This is a genomic window from Zunongwangia sp. HRR-M8, from assembly GCF_027594405.1.
Taxonomy (GTDB): domain Bacteria; phylum Bacteroidota; class Bacteroidia; order Flavobacteriales; family Flavobacteriaceae; genus Zunongwangia.
On the sequence record NZ_CP115161.1, the window covers coordinates 2,043,066 to 2,066,450 of the forward strand.

The window sequence follows — 23,385 nt, forward strand, 5'->3', positions numbered from 1 at the left end:
CTAGTTAATATTTTCCAGAATTTTTTGATATGCTTTTATGTTTTAACTTTGCGTTCTAATTATCAATATTTATGCCCAACAACCCGAATATGGCCCAAGATATCTATATTTTAGGAATAGAATCCTCTTGTGACGATACTGCTGCTTCTATACTTTGCAACGGCAAGATACGTAGTAATATTGTCGCTACTCAAGAAGTTCATCAACAATATGGTGGTGTTGTTCCAGAACTTGCCTCTAGAGCGCATCAACAAAACATTGTTCCTGTGATTCATCAAGCCATTGCAAAGGCAAATATCGGTAAAAAAGATATATCTGCAATTGCTTTTACCAGAGGTCCGGGACTTATGGGATCTCTACTAGTTGGAACTTCTTTTGCAAAAAGTTTATCTATGGGATTAGGTATCCCATTAATAGAAGTTAATCATATGCAAGCGCATATATTAGCACATTTTATTGAAGAAGATGGATTCGCAAAACCAGAATTCCCTTTTTTAGCAATGACGATTAGTGGTGGGCATACTCAAATTGTAAAAGTCACCGATTACTTTTCTATGGAAGTTATTGGCGAAACCATTGATGATGCCGTTGGAGAAGCTTTTGATAAAAGTGCAAAAATTTTAGGTTTGCCTTATCCGGGAGGACCGCTAATCGATAAATACGCGCGAGAAGGAAATCCTAAAGCTTTTAAGTTTCCTAAACCAAAAGTAAGCGGATTAAATTTTAGTTTTAGTGGATTTAAAACTGCGGTGCTTTATTTCGTTGAAAAGCATGTGAAAGAAGACCCAGAATTTGTTGAAAAGAACCTGAAAGATATCTGTGCTTCAATTCAATATACTATCGTAGAGATTTTAATGGATAAACTAAAAAAAGCGGTAAAGGAAAAAGGGATTAACCAGGTTGCTATTGGTGGCGGGGTTTCTGCTAATAGTGGTATAAGAAACGCATTGATCGATGCCGAAAAAAGATATAAATGGAAGTGTTTTATCCCTAAATTTGAATATACTACAGATAATGCTGCCATGATTGCCATTGCAGGACACTATAAATTTCTGAAGAAAGAATTTTCAGATTATTCGACAACCGCACAGGCGCGATATAAAATATAAGTATGCAATTATTTTTTCAGCCAGATATTGATGAATCTGCTCAACAAATAGTTTTTAGCAGAGAAGAAAGCAAGCATATAATTAAAGTATTACGCAGAACAGAGGGTGCTTTACTTAAAGTGACAAACGGCAAAGGCTTGCTATTTACAGCGCAGATTATTAATGCAGATATTAAACAATGCGTTGCTAAAATTATCGATACCGAAAAAGAACCTCGGCCCAAATACTGGCTACACTTAGCGGTTGCACCTACCAAAATGAACGATCGATACGAGTGGTTTTTAGAAAAAGCTACTGAGATTGGGGTAGATGAAATAACACCCGTTTTCTGCGATCATTCAGAGCGTAAAGTTGTAAAACTAGATCGCTATGAGCGTGTTTTAAAAAGTGCGATGAAGCAATCACTACATTTTAGAATGCCCAAATTAAACGAACCTGTGGTTTTTTCAGAATTTATAAAACAATCTTTTAAAGCTGAAAAATTTATCGCGCATTGCGAAGAAAACAAACCTAGGATTTTATTGCAAAATGCCGCTGCTGCCCAAACCGATACGTTAATATTAATTGGTCCTGAAGGTGATTTTTCTACAGAAGAGATTGATACGGCACTAGAAAATGACTTTTCTCCGGTAAGTTTAGGCACAAGCCGATTACGTACAGAAACTGCCGGAATTGTTGCCTGCCATACCATTAACCTAATTAATGAAACTGAATAATGATTAAAAAGTGCTTTTTGGTCTTACTTCTTATAGGCGGACTTCAATTTATACAAGCTCAAAAAATTGCACTTTTAAAATATAATGGTGGGGGCGATTGGTATGCAAATCCTACTGGCTTGCCAAATCTTATCGCATTTTGCAATCAAAATATTGAGACCAAATTAGATCCCAAACCAGTTACTGTAAATCCGGCAGGGCCAGAAATTTTTATGTATCCTTTTGTGCATATGACAGGGCATGGGAATGTCATCTTTTCTGAAAGTGAAGCCGAAAACTTAAGAAACTATCTTTTAGGTGGTGGATTTTTACATATCGATGACAATTACGGCATGCGCGAATACTTAATTTCAGCACTTAAAAAGGTTTTTCCTGATAAGGAACTAAAAGAATTACCAGCCTCGCATCCCATTTTTCATTCAGAATATCAATTCCCCAATGGCTTACCAAAAATCCATGAGCATGATGGTAAACGTCCACAAGCATTAGGGATTTTTGATGATACTAGATTAGTGTTACTATTTACTTTTGAAAGTGATTTAGGTGACGGATGGGAGAATGAAGAAGTACATCACGATCCCAAAGAAGTTCGCTTGAAAGCGCTAAAAATGGGCGCCAATATCATCAAATATGCATTTGAAAATTAATAAGAATGGACACGCAGCTTAGTCACTCCCAAAATAAATTCAGTTCTAAGAAATTTCCTGTTACGCTTATTTTAGACCATATTTCAGGAGAAGCGAATATTGGTAGCATTTTTAGATTGAGCGATGCTTTTCATGTTGAAAAGATTATTTTCTGCGGAATAGAACCTAATTTAAACAGCAACCGATTAAAGAAAACTTCAAGAAGTACGCACGAATATGTTGATTTTCAGTTTCTGGAAGATTCAGTAAGCCTTATTCAGCAGAAAAAACACGAAGGTTACAAAATAATTGCTCTCGAAATTACTGAAAATAGCATCCCTCTTCAACGATTAAAGATAGAGACTTCAGCAAAAATAGTTCTTATTGCCGGCCATGAAAATTTTGGAGTTTCTGAAAATTTCCTCGGTCTTTGTGATGAAGTTGTACATATCGACATGTTTGGGAATAATACTAGTATGAATGTGGCACAGTCTATAGGAATTTCTCTTTATGAAATCACAAAAAGCTTGACCGCTTAAATTAGAAAATCCTATATTTAGCCTGTGAATGCTAAAGAATTTTCGTACGGAATATTAAGAGCCGTTGGTATCGCTCTGGGAATCATGATTTTATTGTTTTTCCTTTACGAAATCCAGTCGGTTATCGTTTATATAGTTGTTGCTGCTATCATCTCTTTGATTGGGCGGCCAGTGGTTATTTTTCTTAGACAACGTCTAAAAATCCCCAACCAAATTTCGGTAATTATCGTTTTACTTTTGGTCTTAGCGATTTTTGTAGGGATTATTTTAGTTTTTGTCCCAATTGTAATCGAGCAAAGTCAGTATCTAGGTCGTATTGATATCGAGGCTTTTAAAAGCGACTTAAACGATCTAAACGCACAGATTAATGCCTATCTAGGTATTGAAGAGATTAACCTAATAGAAAGTTTAAAAGAAAGTCAGTTTGTTAGGAGTTTAGATGTAAGTTTAATTCCTAAATTTTTAAATAATGTTTTCGGCATATTAGGAGCAACTATCGTAGCGCTTTTCTCAGTAATATTTATTTCTTTTTTCCTTTTAAAGGATAGCAAGTTAATGCTAAATAGTATACTTGTTTTTGCTGATCGTGGGAAAGAACAAAAATTTGTACGTGTTTTTAATAAAATTAAAATACTGCTTTCCAGATATTTTGTGGGGTTAACGCTTCAAATTACAGTTTTGTTTATCCTTTACATGATTTTGCTCACGCTTTTTGAAATTAATAATCCTGTAGCCATTGCATTTATATGTGCTTTCTTAAATTTGGTTCCTTATTTAGGGCCTGTCTTTGCAGGAATACTAATGGCGCTTTTTGTAATTTCAAGCAATTTAGGGGCAGATTTTCAGGCCATCATTCTTCCAAAATTAATCTACGTTATGCTAGGCTATGCTATTTGTCAGGTAATCGATAACCTGATTTCTCAGCCTATGATTTTTGGGGCGAGTGTAAAATCACATCCATTAGAAATATTTTTGATTATTCTTATTGCAGGTTTGGTTTTTGGTATCGTAGGTATGGTGGTTGCCGTTCCCGTTTATACCGCTATCAAAGTAATTGCAAAAGAATCATTAAGTGATTACAAGATTGTAAAAAGACTCACCCGCGATTTATAATTTCGACTTTATGAATATCGAACTTTTAAAACCCGAAGTTCAGCAATTTGTAAATGAAAATCTTCGAGCAGATATTTCTGCATTGGTTTTAAAAGGAAGTCCTTTTGAAAAAATTAGTGCGGCTGAACTAGCTACTCAAATTTCAGGAAGAAAAATCGCTGAAAGAAAACTGCCTGTTTGGTTTGAAAATGAACATATCTTATATCCACCAAAATTAAATTTAGAGCAAACTTCTTCTCAAATTACTGCGGAATATAAAGCGTCTTTGGTTTCAGGAAAGCGTTTAGCCGATCTTACCGGTGGATTTGGCATCGACAGCTATTTCTTTTCGAAAAATGTAGAAAGCCTGTTCTACAACGAATTAAATAAGGATCTAGCTAAAATCGTTCAGCATAATTATAAAGCCCTTAAAGCTGAAAATATTGAAATGAATTCTGGTGATGGGCTCACATTCTTAAGAACTACAGACCTTAAGTTCGATTGGATCTATTTAGATCCCGCTAGAAGAGATGATCATGGTGGGAAAGTTTTTCGTCTGGCAGATTGTACTCCAGATGTAGTTGAAAATTTAGAGCTATTATTTGAAAAATCAGATCATATTCTAATAAAGACTTCCCCTCTACTCGATCTAAAATTAGGCATTTCTGAACTGAAATCTGTAGCTGAAATTCATATCGTAGCCGTAGAAAATGAAGTGAAAGAATTGCTTTGGATTTTAAAGAAAGATAGTACTTCAGCAGTAAAAATTATCACTAAAAACTTCAGTAAAAAAGATGATCAAAACTTTCAAACGATCTTAGATGAAGAAGAACACCCCAGTTACAATTTGCCTGAAAATTATCTTTACGAGCCGAACGCTGCGATCATGAAAAGTCAATTATTCGGTAAACTTTCCTATGATTTCGATATTAAAAAATTACATCAGCATTCACATTTATTTACTTCAGAAAAAGAAATAAAATTCCCAGGAAGAAAATTTCAAATAACTGAAATTATAGCTTTTGGATCGAAAGAATTAAAGAAAAAATTTAAAGGAAAAAATGCCAATATTAGTACGCGTAATTTCCCTATGGATGTATCGAGTATCCGAAAAAAATATAAAATTAAAGATGGCGGCACCGATTATTTATTCTTTACCACCAATCTAAAAGAAGAAAAAATAGTTATTGTTTGTAAAAAATCTTAACTGCGACGCAACCATTTTATAATTATTGTAACTATTTTAAAATCAATTAAATGAACCAATTACTATTATTTTTATTTTCTGTAATTACAGTTTCTACTTATGCACAAAAATCATCGCTGCGTATTTTTTATGGATTTGCTGACGCCGAACTTTTAGAAAGCGAAGACTTAGATGGTGTCTCCAATAGCGAGGTAGAAAACCTTTTTGAGTTAGGGATGGAATACACAATTCCTATTTCTGCTAAGCTAAGTATAGTGCCGGGACTTACCTATACCAAAACAGATTTGCAAACTAGCTCAACGCTATATTATGATTTACTTTCATCTTACTATAATGAAAGTAATTACACACAACCTGCTCCACTACTTGAAGAAATAGAATTATTATCCATTCCTATTTTAGTGGAATTTAGTTTTTGGAATTACTTTTTTGTAAATGGCGGACCTGTTGTAAGCTTTCAGCTAAATGATAACAATATTAACTCCCAAGAAGGTATCGGATATCACTTAGGTTTTGGTGGTCAATATAATTTTGGAGACTTTTTTGTATTTGCCAATCCGTATTTTAAACAATTTAGCACTATTGATTTTAAAGATGAAAATCGTGATCTTAATTTAAGTCAGTTTGGGGTGCACGTGGGACTTGGTTATCAATTTTAAATCGATCGCAAATCGTGAAAAATAATTGGCTTTCGACTTTCTTTAGGAAATTTTTTCTGAAATAATTCTGAAGCTGATATTTGCTGAATTTCAAGTTTAATTTGAAGTTTATCTCTTAATAATTCCTGAATTTTAGTCGGTTTCATTAAAACTTCTTCTGAAACTTTTATACAAATCTGGTCATTTCCAAAATCATCTTTTTTGGCTTCAATGATATACTCTGAAATTTCTAAAGCATTCATCCCTTCCTGAATATGTTGCGGATAAAGTGAAGTACCTTTAACTTTCAGCATTTGCTTTTTACGGCCAATCACCGGGCCTATTCTAACAGAGTTTCTTTCGCAGTCACATGGCTCGTAGATTTGCATAACCATATCTCCTGTAGCATATCGTATTAAAGGCATGCTTTCTACCTGCAAAGGCGTTACCACCAACTCGCCTATTTCTCCATTCTCAACAGGCGCTCCTTCCTCATTCAAAACTTCAGGATAAATAAGATTCGGTAAAATATGATTGCCTTTATGAAACTCACATTCGGTAAAAGCAGTAGCCATTTCGGTGGAAGCGTAAGTAGAAAACAACTCTATATTCCATAATTCCTGAATCTTTTTTCGAAGTGCCGAATCTTCCAACTTTTCATTCAGCAAAGATTCACCAATACATATCACGCCTCTAACCGATGAACTTTTGTAATCGATATTATGTTTTTTTGCATAATCAATAAGTTTTAATAGAAAAGAGGGTACGGCGACCAAAAATTTAGGTTTAAAACGTTTAATACTATCCCATTGCAAACCAGGTAAACCACTACCGGTTCTTATTATACCAGCTCCCAATTTCCGAAGTCCTAAAAAATAAGCCATCCCAGCCATAAATCGCCGATCTAAAGTTGTAGTGATTTGTACCACATCATTTTTTGTGATTCCGGCAATTTTAAAAGATTCGTATTCGTTGTATGCTAATCGTTGCAAATCGGCTTCGTTTAGCATAAAATTTACCGGGTTGCCCAGTGTGCCAGATGTAGTGACATGATCGATAATTTCAGTGTAATCGACGGCGAGAAAATCTAAATTTTGCTGTTGCAACTCTTCTTTGGTAGTCATCGGGATTCGACGAAAATCGACTTCATTTTTTATTGCTGAAATATCGATCGCATTCTCCTTAAAAATCTGCTTGTAAAATGGCGAATTTTGGGAAGCATAATCCAGATGCTGTTTTATCAATTTCCATTGTTCTTGGTGCGATATTTCTGGAGAAAGAAAGTCTTTCATTAGAGTTTTCTATAAGATTTTTTTAGTAATTTTTCCAGACGTTCTTTTTCAGGAAGTGTGGTTACTTCTCGTCTTAAAGCTTGCTTAAAGTCGATAATAGCCTGTTTGTAATTGCCATCACGATAATAAAACTGTCCGCTTAAATAATACGCCTGCCAAAAATAAGGATTAAGTTGCTTTAATTTTTCAGCCTTTTCTGGATTAATCTGTTCATTGTGATCTAATGCTAAAATAAATGCCGCGCGTAATTTTCGATATTGCTCATAATCGCTATAATTTTTGGTTTGCAAAAAGCGAGATGCAGGAATAACTTCTTCTGTACTCATTACACTCCCATTTACATTTCCTTCTTCAAATTCAGCAAATACTTTATTTAAATCGTAAGAGAGAAATGCGCCCATTTGGTAAGGATTAGCTGAGAGCCAAACCTTTTTTTCTTCAGGTTTAAAAACGATACCGTGATGCGCTAAAAGTTGATTTATTGCTTTTTCATTTCCGTAGCCTATTCTTTCTCCATCCAAGCCCCTTCTATTTCGTAAAATATCAACTGCTTTTTTAGGAGTCAATTTATCAGCTTCATTAACCAGTTCTGTCATACGATCATATCGATATTGCGAATGGCTTTCTTTAATCGTTTTCTGGTTTCGACTGTCATTTTCGTATTCAGAACTCTGAAAATGGTTACTACAAATCAATTGATTGGAGTTTTCAACTTCGTAGATACCGAAATTGTTGGGACTCACTTCAATTAAAACCGCTTTGTGATCTTTTGCACTGCCAACCATTATAGATTCTGAAACAAATACCTCTCGTTTTTTAGCAATCGCTATTGCTTCATCTAAATTAGAAGCATGCTGCAATATTTCTCTTGAAACCAGCGTAATAGGATCTTTAGCCAACATTGGAATCTTAGATTTTCCCGCATTTATCGTTACCGTAACCCCTTCTGCATTCATTCCGCTAACGGCGCCAATCATTCCTCCCCAGGTATACATCATAAATTTGTGACCTTTATCTGGATTTACAAAGGCTACCATTTTCTGATTCGAAAATTCGTCCCCAGCATAAAAATCAAAATTACGCCCTAAAAGTAATTTGCCATCTTCAGTTTTATTGTCCCAGGCTGCAAAGCTTGTACAACCAACAAGCATTAAATCCTGCAAAGCATGTCCAATATCGTGCGCCCCATGGAAGTAGAGCATTCGCATGTAAGCCGGTGCAAACTCATCATATTTTTTTAATCCGAATCTAGAAACTCCGTAAATTTCCTTTTTGTATTCTTCAGGAACGTACAAATACATTTTGCGATTAAACCAGGAAACGAGTTTTTTCAGGAAATTTCGATATCCTTCAGAAGGAACCATTTCATTAATTTTCCCCATAAAAGCATTTTCCTGATGATGTATAAGATCCTGAGTTAATGCACCATTGGCTAAGCCAAGTTCTAAGGCATCGCCCTCAATATAAAGTTCCCAAACTCCATATTTATTCTGAAAAAGATTGTTTTTCCCTAATGTAAAATGAGTTTCACTAAGCTTTGTTCTTACGGTATCAACTTCCGCAATCCCTGAAATATCGGGCTTGTCCTGATAGGATTTTTTAATTCCGCAGGAAAAAACAAAAAATAGTCCAAAAAGGGCAAAAAGCTTCTTCATTTTATTTCTGTTCAAATACCAAAATTCCGCTCTGTCGATAAGTGATTTCGAAATTAGCATCGAGCAACCACTGTGTTTTAAAGTCTTTATTTAAAACAATTACTTTCTTTCCATACGCTTTTATAACTCTTTTAATCGCTTCCAATTCCTTCAAATCATGATTGGGAATTACAAAAGTTGAACACGTCTTGGCATTTTCTATTTCAATAGTAAAATTTAAAAGTTCATGTTTACTACGGAAGCAATTTTTGGCAATGTCTATATCTTCCGATATTTCGTAACCGGTAATGCTGGAATTAGGATTAATATAACTCAGGTAAATTGGAAAAACTCCGTTTCCCGAATAGAAAAAGAAAACACACTCCCCTTTTTCAATAAAATGAGAAACGCGTAAGTAAGGTTCTTTTTTTTCAGCAAATAAAGCTTTGACATCACTATAGACCGGTTTATATCGATAATTATCCAGTACAGCGTCACGATAGTATAAATCCTGTTTATAATAGATTTTGTTTCGAATAAAGCTTTCTATTTTACTAAATCGAAATGGTGGTAAGCCTTTCTTTCGGCGATTAATAAATAACATATTAAATAACCACACCTGAATCACAAAAGCCACTAAGACTGCTGAAATTACACCAATTATAGAAACCGTAGAAACCGATTGTAATGCGGGATGTTTGGCAAAAATCAAAGCACCGATACCTAATAAAGTAGTGATTACAGATATTAAAATGGACGTTTGATATGTTTTCAATTCGCTTTTGCCTGTTTGATATTCTTTAAGACAAGCGTTGGTGATAAATATGCTATAATCCAGACCTAGACCAAAAATGAATGTTGAAATTATAATATTAAGAATATTGAATTCGATTTCTAATGCTCCCATAATGCCCAGTGCAATAACCCAGGTAATTCCTATAGGAAGTAAGGTTAATAAACTAATTTCCAGATTTCGATAAGAAATTAAAAGAATAAGAAATACAGCTAAGATTGAAATCCCAATAAGACTATTAAAATCATTTTTAAGATTCCCCAAAAAACTTTCGTTTATTCGCTCGCGGTCTATGATAAGAGTACTATCAAGATTGTCGAATTGCGAGGTAAATTCTTCTGACGCAAATTCACCTAAATTTACCGTAGTAGTAACTGTTGCGAAATCCTCGCTAATCGAGATAAAATCATTAAGATACAGATTGGTAGTATTTTGATAATCGTCTAATTGTAGATTATTAAAATCCTTCTGAAGTAAATTGTAAAAGTCCTTAAAACTTTCTGACTTAAAACCGTATTTTGAAGATTCTGCAAGAATTTTGTTTTTAATTTTTAAAGTATCTCGCTCATTCCAAAAATCTTTCCACTGCTGAATTTTGTTATTTTGAGATTGCGTAGAAAGTACTAACCCACCAATACTGCTATAACTATTTAATTCCTCTCTCTCACTAATACTTTTAACTTCCTGATAAACTTTAGAATTTTCTTGTAGTGCTTCATCGATGGTTTTGCCGTAGCTTACCAGATAGAGTGTTTTTCCGCTACTATTGGCGATATTCTGGATTTTCTGTTCTGCTTTTTTAATCGCTTCAGGCTGAAAATTAATTTTACTGAGATCATTGTTAAATTCAACTTTAGAAAAGAATAAAAGCCCGAGTACAAACAATCCAATTACGCCATAAAACAAGGGCTTAATTTTAAAAAAACGAACCCCGGCAAACTTATCTAAAAAAGTGATTTTTTGAGTTTCGCTAATTCTCTTTCCGTAAAGAACAGGTATTAAAAGCAAAGCTAAAAAAGCAGCAAACACAACGCTAAGCGCAGCAAAAATTCCTAAGTCGTTTAGCGCTTCACTATTTACAAACAAGAGACATAAAAACGCCATAGCAGTAGTAAAACTACTCATTAAAACAGGTGTAGTTACTTCTTGGTACAGCTTTTCAATATTATGATTATTGCGGTAATGTGTTAAAATATGCAGCCCATAATCTAAAGTAATGCCCAGTAAAATTGAACCTATGCCAATTGAAATTGCAGAAATACTGCCTTTAAAAATATAGAGGATTGCAATTGCCGTTATTGCCGCGATAATCCCCGGAATAAAAAGAATTAATGGAACATAAATTTTACGATAAAAAAAGATAAGTAAAATCAACAAAATTGAAATAGCAATACTAATAGTGATTTGAACATCCTTTTTAATCTGATTGGCATTAGCTAAAGAATATAGAACACCGCCAAAAAAGTCGCCTTCCACACCTTGGTATTCCGAGTTCAATTGCTGCTGAAGCTGCTGAAGCTGATCTACAAATCGATTGTTTTTATTAGTTTCTGAAGCTGGTAATGTAGGAGTTATAAAAAGAAGCAGATGCTTTTTATCTTTAGTTAAAAGGTAATCGTTGTAAAGCAAATAATTATCCCCTATTTGTAATTCTCTAAGCTTTTCTAAACCAATGGGAGCTAAACTTAATGGATCCTGAAAAATAAAATTTTTAGTAACAATACCCGTAGGAGAAATTATGCTTCGATAATCTTCCTCTATTTGTTTTGATATTGCTGAATCTGATAATTTTTCATCTATTCTAGCATAATCTTCTTTATCCAAAAAGAAAGGAAGATTTTGATACACAAAATTGTAAATTTCTTTAATGCTTTCTTCAGGAACTTTACCTTCAATATTTTCTATAAAATCAGGCATTTTTGAATTGACTGAATCTATAAAGCGATCGGCATAGGCCGTTAATTTTTGTGGTTGCTCTTTTTCCGACGAAATTGTCACAACGATCTTATCTGAAAATTCAGTTTCGCTCAGAATTCGCTTTAGCACATCCTGATTTTTTCCCGAGGGTATTAAGCCTGTAACATCTTCTTCTAATTGTACTTTCGAAGCCAAAAAACCTACACCGGCTACAAAAATCAATATTGCAGAAAAAAGTAACAGTTTCTTTCGCTGAAAAAAATAATAAGATTTAAGAAAAAAATGATGCATTTAGGATTTGATGATCTGCTTTTTATTCAAGACCGAAAATAACAAATAAAACACAATCCAAACCAGTATTGAAGCAGTAATTGCCAGAATAAGACTTCCAAAAATATACTGCCCTAATCCAAGAAAAACATCTGTAGTAGAGCTTATTTTTTCTAATTTTAAACTCCAATCCCAACCATTCCCAAGGATTACAGATCCTACCTGAAAACTTAAATACACAATTACAGGTATAAAGGGTGGAATACTTATATTGGAAAATAAAAAAGCGATTATTTTATTTACTTTGAGAAAAGCGGCTAATACAAAAACTAAAAAAGTATGTATTCCCCAAAATGGCGATAATCCCACAAAAATACCAACAGCAATTGCAGTAGCTTTTTTCGCCGGACTATCATTACTTTTAATAATATCTTCTTTCCAAAATCGCTTAAATCCTTTTTGCTTAAAATCGCGGTATTTATTACGAGGATGAATCCAGAAAAAACTTACCAGTACAAACCACATGTATAATAATGTGATTCTTACAATATCCCAAAAAGGACGAAAATGGCTTACGCGATTCTTCTCGTCGTAAAGCACTTTTATAGGCACATTTTTTACATCAACTTTTCGCCAGCTTGCTTTAACGATAATTTCAATCTCAAATTCAAATTTCCAAGTATAATAAGTGACAGAATTTATCACTTTTAAAGGATATAAACGATACCCACTTTGCGTATCATGAAGCTGAAATCCAGTTACCACCAGATACCAATAACTCGAAAAATCATTTCCGGTAGCACTTTTCCCGGGAACGCCATCGCTTCCCATATTTCTATCACCAATTAAAAGAAGTTCTTTATCACCGGGATTTCTTTTTTCCAATTCAGTTAAAAAAACATCTAAATCATCGGGATAATGCTGTCCATCAGAATCTATTGTGATCGCATAATCGTACCCTAATTCTTCAGCAATTTTAAATCCTTTTTTGAGAACTACGCCTTTTCCACGATTTTTCTCAAAATTTCTTATTTCAATAGCATCGAAATTCTTGAGAATATTCTTGGTATTATCGGTACTTCCGTCATTTAAAACAATAATCTGATTGGTGTAAACTAGAAGATCTTCCAGTACAGAAGCTAAAGTACCCTGATTGTTGTAAGTAGGCACTATGATACAACAATTTAAAGCTTTAAATCGATTTTGATAAATTCCAGTAGTACTCAAATTAATTCTTTTGTAAATGCAAAAGTATTAATTAAAAAGCCCGAAACATAGGAATATCGAAGTAAGAAAAATGATTTTTAAACAGCTTTATATAAAGCATTGAATTTTAAAGCTAAAGCGTCATTTTGTTTCGCTACTCCTTGTACTTTCGTAATCCCATTTTCTTCGATTATTTTAGTTTCGAGAATAACCTTATCTGAAGTATTAGGATCTACGACCGCCATAAATTTCACATTTGTTGCTTTAATCAATGCTAGGTTTTTATTTGTGCGCCTTTCAGCTTCCTCTTTAAAAAGATGCATTAAAATTACGCCAGGAGTCACGGGTCGATCTGGAAAATGACCGGCATAAAGAGAATGAGATTTTTCAATAGATATTTTAGTAACAAATGTTTCTTCTTCTTTAGAAGATTCTAAGACTTTGTAAAAATCTTTAAGCAACATAATAGGGATTTAATTCTGACGAAAATACAGAATTAAGTTCAAAAATAACTACATAATGTAGGTTATAGCCTGAAAAAACACCAAATTTTCTTTTATAGTAAAAAATGTGCTAAAAAATTATGTTATGGTTGAAAAACAGAAGGTTTTATAGGCTTATTCATTTCCCAATTTTTAAAACTAATTAAAGTATAATCCCCCGTTTCCTCAAGTAATTTCACCGATTGAAGCATTTTATCATTACCAAAGCTCATAATTACTTTTTCAAACATATCGACCATATTTTTGTCTTTTGGAGTAATAATGGCTTCTACATTAGTATTTTTCTTTTGGTATTCTACATCAAAATGTTCGTCGTCCTTTAAAAGCTTACCATTAAGACTTCCGGTAATAAGATCGCCAAGTTTTGCAAACATTTTGTTGCTACTCATATCTTGTTTACTCTTATGCCCATCATCATTAATATATAAAAAATGATCTTTAAAAAGTAATGAGTAAAGAAAAGGTTTTGTGTATTCCCACTTTATAATGTCTGGAGATTTGTAATAAATTTTACCGAACGAAGAAGATTCAGCATCCATCATTTTCATCACTTTGGTTTGCTCGAATTCTCCATAAAGACTTTTAGCCGATTCCATTTTTTCGGTAAGCTGAGAAGATGATTTCAAATTTACACTAGTAAAGTTACTACGTTGTGCAAACATTCCCAAACTGCAAAAAAACAGTATTATACTAATTATACGCATTGATTTTAAATAATTGATCTGGCCTAATTGCCCGATATCCGTTTGATTTTAGATGCAACAACAATTGTTCCAATATTATTGGTGTTTGATCTTTATTATCATGTAATAGAATCACATCACCGGGTTTCAGTTTTCGCTTTATACGGTTCACAATTTTAGACTTATCGTTTAAAATAGCATCGTATGTTCTAAGATTCCAACCAATAACCAGATGCCCGGTTTTATCTAAGGCACTTTTAGTTTTAGGATTAATAATCCCAAAAGGTGGTCTAAATAAATTAAGATTTAAACCTGTAATATCATTTGCTATTATGTTGCACGCATCAATCTCTCTCGCTAAACTTTTAGAGGAAAGAAATCCCATTTTTCGAGTATGAGAATAGGTATGATTTCCTATAATGTGTCCTCTTTCGATAATATCCTGCGCAATTTCTGGATATTTTTCCATTTGCTCACCAATACAAAAAAAGCAAGCTTTAGCATCGTATCTATCTAATAGATCTAAAATTTTTGGTGTAACATTAGTAGGACCATCATCAAAGCTTAAACACACCTCTTTCTTAGGATGATCTTTTTGATGATGAAATCCTTTAGCGAATACATTCCACCTAATATTTGTAGAAATGGTGATTAAGAAAACAGGATACATAATTGCGGCAGCTGCAATAGGCCAAAGCGCAAGTCCGTTAACACCACAATACATCGCCACGGCAATTAAAAAAATCCAGATAAAGAAATTTAGAATACGGAATTTCAAAGACTTCGAAGCAAAGTTAAACTATGATTTTTGCCAAGATACTGATTATAAATTAAAATTGATTTTGGCTTTTTTACTGAAATATCATTCAATTTTAATTGCTGCGGAATTATATTTCTTTTCAAAATTTGGGCACCCAGCCAGCACGCGTATGCTGTCACCGTATTATAATCGCCTACCAAATGCTTATAACCTAACTGAAGCGTATTTTTAAAAATTCTTTCTTGAAGTTGATCATAATAATTATCATATCTTGAATCGCCATTATTACCAAGAATTACAGCATCAAGATCTTCAATATCAAGATCATTTTTCTTTAAAAACCAGCTAATTTCTTCGGTAAGTTTATCTTCTGAAATTACTCGATAAATGGCACAATCAACAATTTCAGCATAAGAATTCTGTGTACGTATTTCTGAAAGCAAAAAGAAGGCAGCACCTTCTGAAGTTATCGTGCCACCCGATTGAGATTCTAATACTTCCGAAGAATTTATTTTTCCTCGTTTTAGCTGTCCATCTAAGTTATAAAATGGCGTACTGGTTTTTGCAAGTTCATCTACTCCCCCAACCAAAACGCATCGCGTTTCCATATCTTCTGTAAATTGAAGCTTAGCATCAATTAATGCCGATTCGAATGAAGCACTATTTTGAGTGTATGTCATGTTATAACCGCTACACTTTAAATCTAGAGCAATTTGCCCGCCAACAGTATTATGTGTGCTTTGGATAAAAGCAGTAGGCGTTAAAAATTGCTCATTTTCATTTAAGATATTCTCCAAAAATTTTTCAGTATCCTGTTTACAGCCCTCACCGGTTCCTACAATTATACTGTTTGGAATGTCTACCCCAGCCTCGGTTAGTGTTTGTTTTGCCGTAAGCAATCCCATTTTAATGGCCTTGGACATCCGCCGAAGCATCATTGGTTTGATGTGCTCTTTATAATTTACCTCTCTGGCAGGAAAGATGTTTTCATGAAAAACCATAGCATTTTCTGAAAAAATTTCTTCTTCAGTTTGTGCAGATATACTCGCAGCACCGTTTATGTAAATCTTTCTATCCATTTTTACTGAAGATTAAAGAAGTACAATTTCCTCCGAAACCAAAAGAATTAGATAAAACATGCTCAATATTTGCCGTTTTAAGCTGAGTTACCGGTTCTAGTTTGCTATCCTCTATCTGTGATTCAAAATTAAGATTAGGATAAATTTCTTGGTTTTTTATGGCCAGCAAACTAAAGACTGCTTCGATTGCTCCGGCAGCAGCGAGCGTATGCCCCGTAAAAGATTTGGTACTACTAAAAGCCGGCATTTCTTTAAAAGTTCTTATCAACGCCCTACTTTCAGAAAGGTCGTTGTTTAGCGTCGCCGTACCATGTGCATTAATATATTCTATGTGATGTGGATTAAGATTGGCCGTTTTCAACGCCTTTTGCATGGCCAGATAGGCACCTTCACCGTTCTCTGAAGATGCTGTTTGATGAAAGGCATCATTAGCATTTCCATAACCAGAAACATAGCCCAAAATTTCTTTATTCTGTACTGAAGCTGCAGATTCTAAGACTAAATAAGCAGCAGCTTCTCCCAAATTCAGCCCTTGTCGATCTTTATCAAAAGGTTTCGGGAAATCTTCAGAATAAATTTTTAAAGAATTAAAACCATTTAACGTAAAGCGGGAAAGGCAATCGGTACCGCCCACAATTACTTTATCTAAACGACCGGATCTTATAAGTCTCGCGCCCATCATAATGGCATTTGCTGCAGACGAACATGCGGTACTTATTGTTGTAACGTAAGCATCAATCCCAAAGTAATTTGCAATTTGCTCGGTGGTAAACCCTGGATGCTGTGCCTGGATAAAACGGAGATTGGTACCATCTTTCTCATAATCTCGATAAAAACGTTCGGTCATATCCATCCCACCAACGCTTGTACCATTTACAAATCCAATATTGGTAAAATCATTTATTCCAGAAGCTTTCACAGCTTCCTTTAAAGCTAGCGTTCCCAAAAGAGCTGCTCTGGTAAATACATGATTTTTATCCAAATTCAGCATTTCAGCAAGATCATTATTTGAAGATTTGATCTCGCCAATTGGCAAATTTCGATGATTTGTGTCTAAAATCTCAGGATTTGATAGTCCGTGTTTTCCCTGAACGAGCGCGCTATGGTTTTCTTCTACATTTCTTCCTATAGAAGAAAGGATCCCCATTCCTGTAACCGCTACGCTCTTGGTCATAAATTATTTTGTACGATTCGCTTCAATAAAATCGGCCATTTTATTGATACTTTCAAAAATTTCCCTACTTTTTTGAGGATCGGTAAGCTTAATTCCGTAGTCTTTTTCTAATAAAACGATTAATTCTAACGCATCGATGGAATCTAAACCGAGACCATCACCAAATAAAGGCTCGTCATTTTCTATATCGCTAACCTCCATATCTTCCAGGTTCAGCTGTTCTATTATACTGGCTTTTAACTCGGTATGCAAATCAGTCATAATCGGCATCGTATATTTTCCTTATTTGTGGTTCTAAAATTTCCGCTTTCGGAGCATTCGAATTTAGCCACAAAAATACATCATATTCATCGTTTTGCAAGTTTAACCAACCACAAACCACTTTTTCTGCTTTTTCAGTTTCAATTAATTGCTCAGAATATTTCAATAATAAATTTGCATTGAACTGATCTTCAATAAAAAACGCATTTTCACTCTTCAGATTAAAATAGATGCTAATTTCTCCCAAAACGATATTTGGTAGCGTATACACAAAAAGTGCAGGCGAAGGAAACTCTTTGATTGATTTTTGATATTTTTTATCACTCTCTAAACTAGAACTGTGATTGCTAAAGATTAAGGCAGTATCTTCATCAAACTTGGTTTTATTGGCTAATATTGCTGAAGCTATAAATCCAAGTTTAGAAAGTCGATCCATTTTATGGAATTTCGGATATTTGATTTCCAGGAATTTAAAAGCAGCTTTGATAAATTTACCAGTTCCTTCTTCCGAGGAAAAAACAATTTCATCGTCGCAAATTATCTTTCCATTTTTAATGCGAACCCAATGTTCTAATTTAAGATTCGCCATTCCCTACTTCTTTTTTAAAAATCATCGCTAAATTACATCCCCCAAAACCCGATGCTGTTTTTAGCATATATTCCAGGTTTACCGATTTTAGATATTCTGTTATCACATTGATTTTTTCTGAAACGCCTAACTGAGTAAAATTCAAACTTGGATAGATCTCATTATTCAGCATCATATGTTTACAAACAATAGATTCTATCAAAGCAGAAGCTCCTAACGTATGCCCATAATAGCCTTTGATACTATTTAAAGGAATTTCGGTTAAATTATTTCTTGAAACCGCAATAGCCTCCATCTCGTCATTATAAACTGTTGCGGTACCATGAGTAGAAATCGCGTTTATAACTTCGGAAGAAATCCTGGCTTCTTTTAGCGAATTTTGAATGCTTTTATGCAAACCTTCACCGGTTCTTGATGGTCCTGAAATATGGTTAGCATCATTCGCTGAAGCATCTCCTACCAAATTTATACAATTTGAATGTGCTTTTTTGCTATCACTTACCAAAACCGCAGCAGCAGCTTCGCCTAGATTTATACCATTACGATCTTTAGAAAAAGGCTTACAAGCTGTATCACTTAGCGCCTGAAAAGAATTAAAACCAGAAACTATAAATTTAGATAACATATCGCCACCTACCACAATCGCTTCTGAAAATTGACCAGCATTAATCATTTTTTTGGCTACAGACAATGCTAAGCCTCCAGAAATACAAGCATTGGAAACCACTATTGGTTTCTGTTTAAAACCAAAGAAATCTTTGATGATTTCACCCAATTTTGATAATAATATGCGCTCTTCTTCAAAACCTAGTAAATCTTCCAAAAGATGAACATTTCCTTTGGTGGTCGAGATTACGAGTCCGCTTTGGTTTCTATCAAAATCCGGATTTTTGTTTAATATATCCTGAATAGCGAGTAGCATCATTTGCTCCAGCTTGGTAAAATCTTCTGGATTGCCAATTTTAGAAAACACCTTAGATAAATTGTCAGCATCAATAATTCCAGCACAAATTGGTGAATCTAAATATATATTATTGGCGCATTGCTTTAGACCACTAGTACCATTTCTCAGCTTCTCTAAATTTTCTGAAGTGGTAAAACCAAGTGGAGAAATTATGCAATCATCGTGTAAGTATAAATTCGTCATTAAATCAACTTCATTTTCTTTTTCCAATCTAGAAAAAAGGAAGGATTATTCAGCACTAATTCCCCATTTTTATCGATAAAAACCTGAATAGTCTCGCCGGTACAAATTAATTCTTCCGCTTTAAAAATGCGATAGTTATAAATTATCTTTGCTGCATCGGTATTTACAAAAGTGGTTTCCACTGTAAACTCATCACCATAATTTAATGGTGATTTATGCTCACAAGATGATTTTACTATTGGCGTGGCAAATCCATTTGCCTTTGAATCTAAATAAGAAATACCGTGTTTTCGGCCAAAATCTTCTCTACCTTCTTCAAAATATTTTAAATAATTACCATGCCATACAATTTGCAAAGAATCGCATTCGCTAAAACGCACCTGTAATTGTAACTGTTTGGATAACTCTTTATTCATCTTAAAAAAATTTAAGAATTAATCTACGGTCACGGTTTTCATTTCTGAAGTAGCAATAACCTGGTCGTTTTCATCTAAAGTTTTAGCGGTAACCAAAGTTACATTCATTACTTCATGCAAAATTTCAACATAGGTAGTAAGCTTCTCCCCAACTTTTGGAAGTCGAAAAATCTCCACCGATTTTATCGCACCAATAAAACCTGTTTTCGGTTTTTTTAGTCCGCCAATATACCCTTGATAACCACGATGCAAAGACATACTTTGTGCCATATGTTCGATTAGTCCCGGTTCAGAAAAAATGCAGTCGTCATCTACCAAAATATTATCTTTTGGTACTAAAAAACCGGTTATCCCTGTAAGATCTGTATAATCATGTAAGCTGTCCACCATTACAAAAGGCGGTTTTTGCGGAATAAGTTTTATAATCTCCTGTGGATCTAAAATTGGAGCCTGAAGTAAATTTTCTGCCATAAATATTGTTTAGCTGAAATCTTTCCAATAGTCATAAAAATTATACCACTGGTGTGGATATTTTTTGACCATTTTTTCTAGATTTTCAAGATACGCTTTTAAAAGTTCTTTTGGTGTATTTTTTTTCGGAATATAAGGTCTCGCATAGAAATGATACTCATAACTCTGCTCTCGCATAATATGTACAAACAGTACAGGAATATTATTGCGAACTGCCAATTTAAAAGGTCCCTGCGGAAATTGAGCCATTGCCCCCAGAAAATCAGCTTTCCAGGTTTTTACCTCTTCCATGTAACGATCGGCAGCAAAAACTAGCAGTTCATTATTTTTTAGCGCTTCATTCATTTTAAAGATATGAGACAAATCTTTTTGTAGCACAATCAGTTTTACTTCTGATTTTCCGGTAACCGATTCCATGTAATTTTTGATATTTTCATGCTCAAAATCACTAATTACAAGATTAATTTTGGTTTGGCTGTGCTTTTGATCAAAGAAATGTTTCGCTAGGTTAAAATTACCAATATGCGCAGTTAAAAGAATTCCGCCCCTATTTTGTTCCTGAAGGTTTTGAATATGCTTTATCCCGTCAAACTTAAATTTATAACGGTCTTTCGCTCCGCCGGTAATCAACACGCGATCTAATTGAACTTTGCCATATTCAAAATAGGTTTTATAAATATTCCATATAGATTTTAAGGAATTATAACCGTGTCTTCTTCGGAAGTAATAATAGATACTTTTAAAAGATTTAGGAGCAAAAAGTAAAAAATAAAAAGTAATAAACGCAAGTAAAAAATATGCCGGGTATAAACCAATCTTCCGAATTATAAAAACATAAATTCGAATAGTAAAAAGTGTACCTCTCGATTTTCCACTCCAGCCGGCCATAAGTTAAGAATATAAACCGCCATTGATGTTTATAACTTCTCCCGTGATATACGACGCCTTTTTAGAAGCTAAAAAACTAACTAAATCGGCAACCTCTTCAGCATGGCCGAAACGCTGCATCGGAATCATTTTTTTTAGCGTTTTTTCATCAAAATCTGCCGTCATATCAGATTCAATAAATCCAGGAGCTACCGCATTTACCGTTACTTTTCGTCTTCCGATTTCTTGCGCTAATGCTTTTGTTGCAGAAATTACTGCTCCCTTAGCTGCTGAATAATTTACCTGCCCGGGATTGCCTTTTACACCAGATAAAGAAACGATATTGATAATTCTACCATACCGTTTTTGAAGCATGCCTTTTACGAACTGTTGGGTTACATTATAGAACCCATTAAGCGATGTATTAATTACCGAATTCCAATCTTCTTCTCCCATCCACATAAACAGACCGTCTTTGGTAATTCCTGCGTTATTCACCACTACCTCTACAACGGCATCTGGATTGGTGTTTTGCCAGTTTTCAATGGCTTTTTTGGTTGCATCAGGATTGGCTACATCAAACTTTAAAAGCTCACAGTTTAAGCCAAAATCTTTAATAAGTTTAGCGGTTTCTTCAGCAGCATCGGTATTCGAATGATAATTCAGTAAAATATGATATCCCAAATCTGCTGCCAGTTTCATGGCTATTGCTTTTCCTATCCCGCGCGAACCTCCTGTTACTAAAGCGTATTTCATTTAATATGCATCGTTTTCTTTCAAAGATTTCGTTATATCTTCAATAGAGTTATATAATGGAAAGTCTTCTTTTTCCAAATGGAATTTATCATTAAATTTTTCGAAAATCTCCTTAGACTTGGTACTAAAGCTATCCAAATTATCGATATGCTTCATTCCCTGAATAATCGCCATCATTTGTACGGCTAGCACCTGGTATGCATTATCGATCACCGTTTTGGTTATGTTGGCCGCGTTGGTTCCCATACTTACAATATCCTGGTTATCGTTATTATTGGGAATACTGTGCACATACATACTATTGGATAGTGTTTGATTTTCTGCCGTGGTTGAAACTGCTGAAAATTGTGCTCCCTGCAAACCAAAATTAAGTCCTAATTTTCCCAAATTCACAAATGGTGGAAGAATTTCATTTAATTTGCTATTTAATAAATAATTTAATTGGCGCTCGCTTAACATCGATAAACGGGTAATTACCAGCTTTAGTTTATCCATTTCCAAAGAAATAAAATCTCCATGGAAATTACCACCGTGATAGACCATCTGTTTTTCTACGCTTACAATAGGATTATCATTAGCAGAATTTACTTCGTCCATCAAAATATTTTCTGCGGAATTTATAGTAGCTAATACCGGACCTAAAATCTGCGGAATGCAACGCAAACTATAATATTCCTGAACTTTTTCTGAAAAAACTTCTTCTGAAGTTGACGTTTCTCGATATAAGTGATCTTGACGATTTTTAATTCGCTTACTATCTTTTAAATGCTCCTGCATCATTTCAGCCACCTTATGCTGACTTTTATGAAGTTTAGAGCTATTTAATTCTGAAGAATAATGATCGGAATACGCACAAACTATCTCATTAATCATAGAAGAGCAACAAATCGACCATTCTAATAAACGTTTTGCATAAATTAAGTTCACAATCCCAATTCCTGTCATTACCGAAGTTCCATTAATCAAGGCTAAACCTTCACGTAATTTAACTTCAATGGGGTTGATCTTTAAATTCTGAAAAACCGATTTTGTAGCTTTTCGTTCTCCTCTATAAAACACTTCTCCTTCACCAATTAACACTAAAGCCAAATGCGCCAATTGTACTAAATCTCCCGATGCTCCTACTCCACCATGTTCAAAAATAAGTGGCGTTATGTCTTTATTGATCAATTGCTGCATGGTCTCCAAAACCGACCTGTTTACACCAGAATATCCTAAGGAAAGCGAATTTAAACGCGCGATCATAGAAGCTTTTACATACAAAGGACCCATAGCTTTTCCTGTTCCAGAAGCATGACTTCTAATAAGATTGTATTGCAACTGCAAACGATCCTCATCCTTTATTTTGTATTGCGCCATTGGTCCAAAACCCGTATTTACACCATAAATGACTTTATCCTTTGCGAAATCCTGTAGGAAAGAAAATGAACTTGTTGCTTTCTCGAAAACTTCTTCTGAAATTTCAAGTTGTTGATTTTCAAATAAAATAAGTTGAAAATCGCTTAATTTTAATGGTGCTTTGATGCTAAGCATAATTTATTACTGAAAATGGGCGTGTTTTGGTACGAGCGCAAATGTAGTATATTTAGTACAAATTTTAAGAAATTCTGTTAAATCCCTACGCTAAAACATTTTGACGG

At 34.2% G+C, this 23,385-nt stretch carries 24 protein-coding genes; 7 read left to right on the forward strand and 17 right to left on the reverse strand.

Going from position 1 to position 23,385, the window contains the following annotated elements; translation table 11 throughout:
- The first annotated feature begins 89 nt into the window (after positions 1-89).
- Genes tsaD through PBT89_RS08850 form a run of 7 tightly spaced genes read left to right on the forward strand, consistent with a single transcriptional unit; the run spans position 90 to position 5,948 of the window.
- The gene (gene tsaD, locus PBT89_RS08820; RefSeq protein ID WP_270061572.1) at positions 90-1,109 is read left to right on the forward strand and encodes a tRNA (adenosine(37)-N6)-threonylcarbamoyltransferase complex transferase subunit TsaD; all 1,020 of its coding nucleotides are present in this window, start codon (positions 90-92) and stop codon (positions 1,107-1,109) included.
- A 2-nt stretch (positions 1,110-1,111) separates the two neighbouring features.
- Positions 1,112-1,825 carry a 16S rRNA (uracil(1498)-N(3))-methyltransferase gene (locus PBT89_RS08825; RefSeq protein WP_270061573.1) on the forward strand — a complete coding sequence of 238 codons (714 nt, stop codon included), beginning with the start codon at positions 1,112-1,114 and terminating at the stop codon, positions 1,823-1,825.
- A complete protein-coding gene (locus PBT89_RS08830; protein ID WP_270061574.1) occupies positions 1,825-2,472 on the forward strand; it encodes a DUF4159 domain-containing protein in 648 nt (215 codons plus the stop codon). The genes PBT89_RS08825 and PBT89_RS08830 overlap by 1 nt, the downstream gene beginning before the upstream one ends.
- 5 nt (positions 2,473-2,477) lie before the next feature.
- Positions 2,478-2,990: a TrmH family RNA methyltransferase gene (locus tag PBT89_RS08835; protein ID WP_270061575.1), complete on the forward strand. Its 513-nt coding sequence runs from the start codon at positions 2,478-2,480 to the stop codon at positions 2,988-2,990.
- A 24-nt stretch (positions 2,991-3,014) separates the two neighbouring features.
- Positions 3,015-4,103: an AI-2E family transporter gene (locus PBT89_RS08840; protein WP_270061576.1), complete on the forward strand. Its 1,089-nt coding sequence runs from the start codon at positions 3,015-3,017 to the stop codon at positions 4,101-4,103.
- 10 nt (positions 4,104-4,113) lie between these two features.
- Complete coding sequence (locus PBT89_RS08845; RefSeq protein ID WP_270061577.1) at positions 4,114-5,289, forward strand: class I SAM-dependent methyltransferase; 1,176 nt, start codon at positions 4,114-4,116, stop codon at positions 5,287-5,289.
- 50 nt (positions 5,290-5,339) lie between these two features.
- The gene (locus tag PBT89_RS08850) at positions 5,340-5,948 is read left to right on the forward strand and encodes a hypothetical protein (protein WP_270061578.1); all 609 of its coding nucleotides are present in this window, start codon (positions 5,340-5,342) and stop codon (positions 5,946-5,948) included.
- Here the strand turns inward: PBT89_RS08850 and PBT89_RS08855 are convergent.
- The 17 genes from PBT89_RS08855 to PBT89_RS08935 form a co-directional block, all read right to left on the reverse strand.
- Complete coding sequence (locus PBT89_RS08855) at positions 5,945-7,219, reverse strand: phenylacetate--CoA ligase family protein (protein WP_270061579.1); 1,275 nt, start codon at positions 7,217-7,219, stop codon at positions 5,945-5,947. The genes PBT89_RS08850 and PBT89_RS08855 overlap by 4 nt on opposite strands.
- The gene (locus tag PBT89_RS08860; RefSeq protein ID WP_270061580.1) at positions 7,219-8,874 is read right to left on the reverse strand and encodes a C45 family peptidase; all 1,656 of its coding nucleotides are present in this window, start codon (positions 8,872-8,874) and stop codon (positions 7,219-7,221) included. The genes PBT89_RS08855 and PBT89_RS08860 overlap by 1 nt, the downstream gene beginning before the upstream one ends.
- A gap of 1 nt (position 8,875) precedes the next feature.
- A complete protein-coding gene (locus tag PBT89_RS08865) occupies positions 8,876-11,854 on the reverse strand; it encodes an MMPL family transporter (protein ID WP_270061581.1) in 2,979 nt (992 codons plus the stop codon).
- Complete coding sequence (locus PBT89_RS08870) at positions 11,855-13,060, reverse strand: DUF2062 domain-containing protein (protein ID WP_270061582.1); 1,206 nt, start codon at positions 13,058-13,060, stop codon at positions 11,855-11,857.
- Positions 13,061-13,137: 77 nt separating this feature from the next.
- The gene (locus PBT89_RS08875; RefSeq protein ID WP_270061328.1) at positions 13,138-13,503 is read right to left on the reverse strand and encodes a hydroxymyristoyl-ACP dehydratase; all 366 of its coding nucleotides are present in this window, start codon (positions 13,501-13,503) and stop codon (positions 13,138-13,140) included.
- A 122-nt stretch (positions 13,504-13,625) separates the two neighbouring features.
- Positions 13,626-14,246 carry a LolA family protein gene (locus tag PBT89_RS08880; RefSeq protein ID WP_270061583.1) on the reverse strand — a complete coding sequence of 207 codons (621 nt, stop codon included), beginning with the start codon at positions 14,244-14,246 and terminating at the stop codon, positions 13,626-13,628.
- Entirely contained in the window at positions 14,233-15,003 is a 771-nt protein-coding gene (locus PBT89_RS08885) for a polysaccharide deacetylase family protein (protein ID WP_270061584.1), read from the reverse strand. Before PBT89_RS08885 ends, PBT89_RS08880 begins: the two co-directional genes overlap by 14 nt.
- Entirely contained in the window at positions 15,000-16,064 is a 1,065-nt protein-coding gene (locus tag PBT89_RS08890) for a beta-ketoacyl synthase chain length factor (RefSeq protein WP_270061585.1), read from the reverse strand. The genes PBT89_RS08885 and PBT89_RS08890 overlap by 4 nt, the downstream gene beginning before the upstream one ends.
- Positions 16,057-17,238, reverse strand: coding sequence for a beta-ketoacyl-[acyl-carrier-protein] synthase family protein (locus PBT89_RS08895; protein ID WP_270061586.1), 1,182 nt, complete (start codon positions 17,236-17,238; stop codon positions 16,057-16,059). Before PBT89_RS08895 ends, PBT89_RS08890 begins: the two co-directional genes overlap by 8 nt.
- Before the next feature lie 3 nt (positions 17,239-17,241).
- The gene (locus PBT89_RS08900; RefSeq protein WP_270061323.1) at positions 17,242-17,499 is read right to left on the reverse strand and encodes a phosphopantetheine-binding protein; all 258 of its coding nucleotides are present in this window, start codon (positions 17,497-17,499) and stop codon (positions 17,242-17,244) included.
- Positions 17,492-18,088, reverse strand: coding sequence for a 3-oxoacyl-ACP synthase (locus PBT89_RS08905; RefSeq protein ID WP_270061587.1), 597 nt, complete (start codon positions 18,086-18,088; stop codon positions 17,492-17,494). Before PBT89_RS08905 ends, PBT89_RS08900 begins: the two co-directional genes overlap by 8 nt.
- Entirely contained in the window at positions 18,075-19,235 is a 1,161-nt protein-coding gene (locus PBT89_RS08910; protein ID WP_270061588.1) for a beta-ketoacyl-[acyl-carrier-protein] synthase family protein, read from the reverse strand. Before PBT89_RS08910 ends, PBT89_RS08905 begins: the two co-directional genes overlap by 14 nt.
- Positions 19,235-19,651, reverse strand: a complete 417-nt coding sequence (locus PBT89_RS08915) for an acyl-CoA thioesterase (protein WP_270061589.1) — start codon at positions 19,649-19,651, stop codon at positions 19,235-19,237. The genes PBT89_RS08910 and PBT89_RS08915 overlap by 1 nt, the downstream gene beginning before the upstream one ends.
- Positions 19,652-19,669: 18 nt before the next feature.
- Positions 19,670-20,122: a hypothetical protein gene (locus tag PBT89_RS08920; protein WP_270061590.1), complete on the reverse strand. Its 453-nt coding sequence runs from the start codon at positions 20,120-20,122 to the stop codon at positions 19,670-19,672.
- 9 nt (positions 20,123-20,131) lie between these two features.
- Positions 20,132-21,010: a lysophospholipid acyltransferase family protein gene (locus PBT89_RS08925; RefSeq protein ID WP_270061591.1), complete on the reverse strand. Its 879-nt coding sequence runs from the start codon at positions 21,008-21,010 to the stop codon at positions 20,132-20,134.
- A gap of 3 nt (positions 21,011-21,013) precedes the next feature.
- Positions 21,014-21,745 (reverse strand): 3-oxoacyl-ACP reductase FabG, encoded by a 732-nt coding sequence (fabG, locus tag PBT89_RS08930; RefSeq protein WP_270061592.1) that lies wholly within the window; start codon positions 21,743-21,745, stop codon positions 21,014-21,016.
- Entirely contained in the window at positions 21,746-23,278 is a 1,533-nt protein-coding gene (locus PBT89_RS08935) for an HAL/PAL/TAL family ammonia-lyase (RefSeq protein WP_270061593.1), read from the reverse strand.
- Positions 23,279-23,385: the final 107 nt, after the last annotated feature.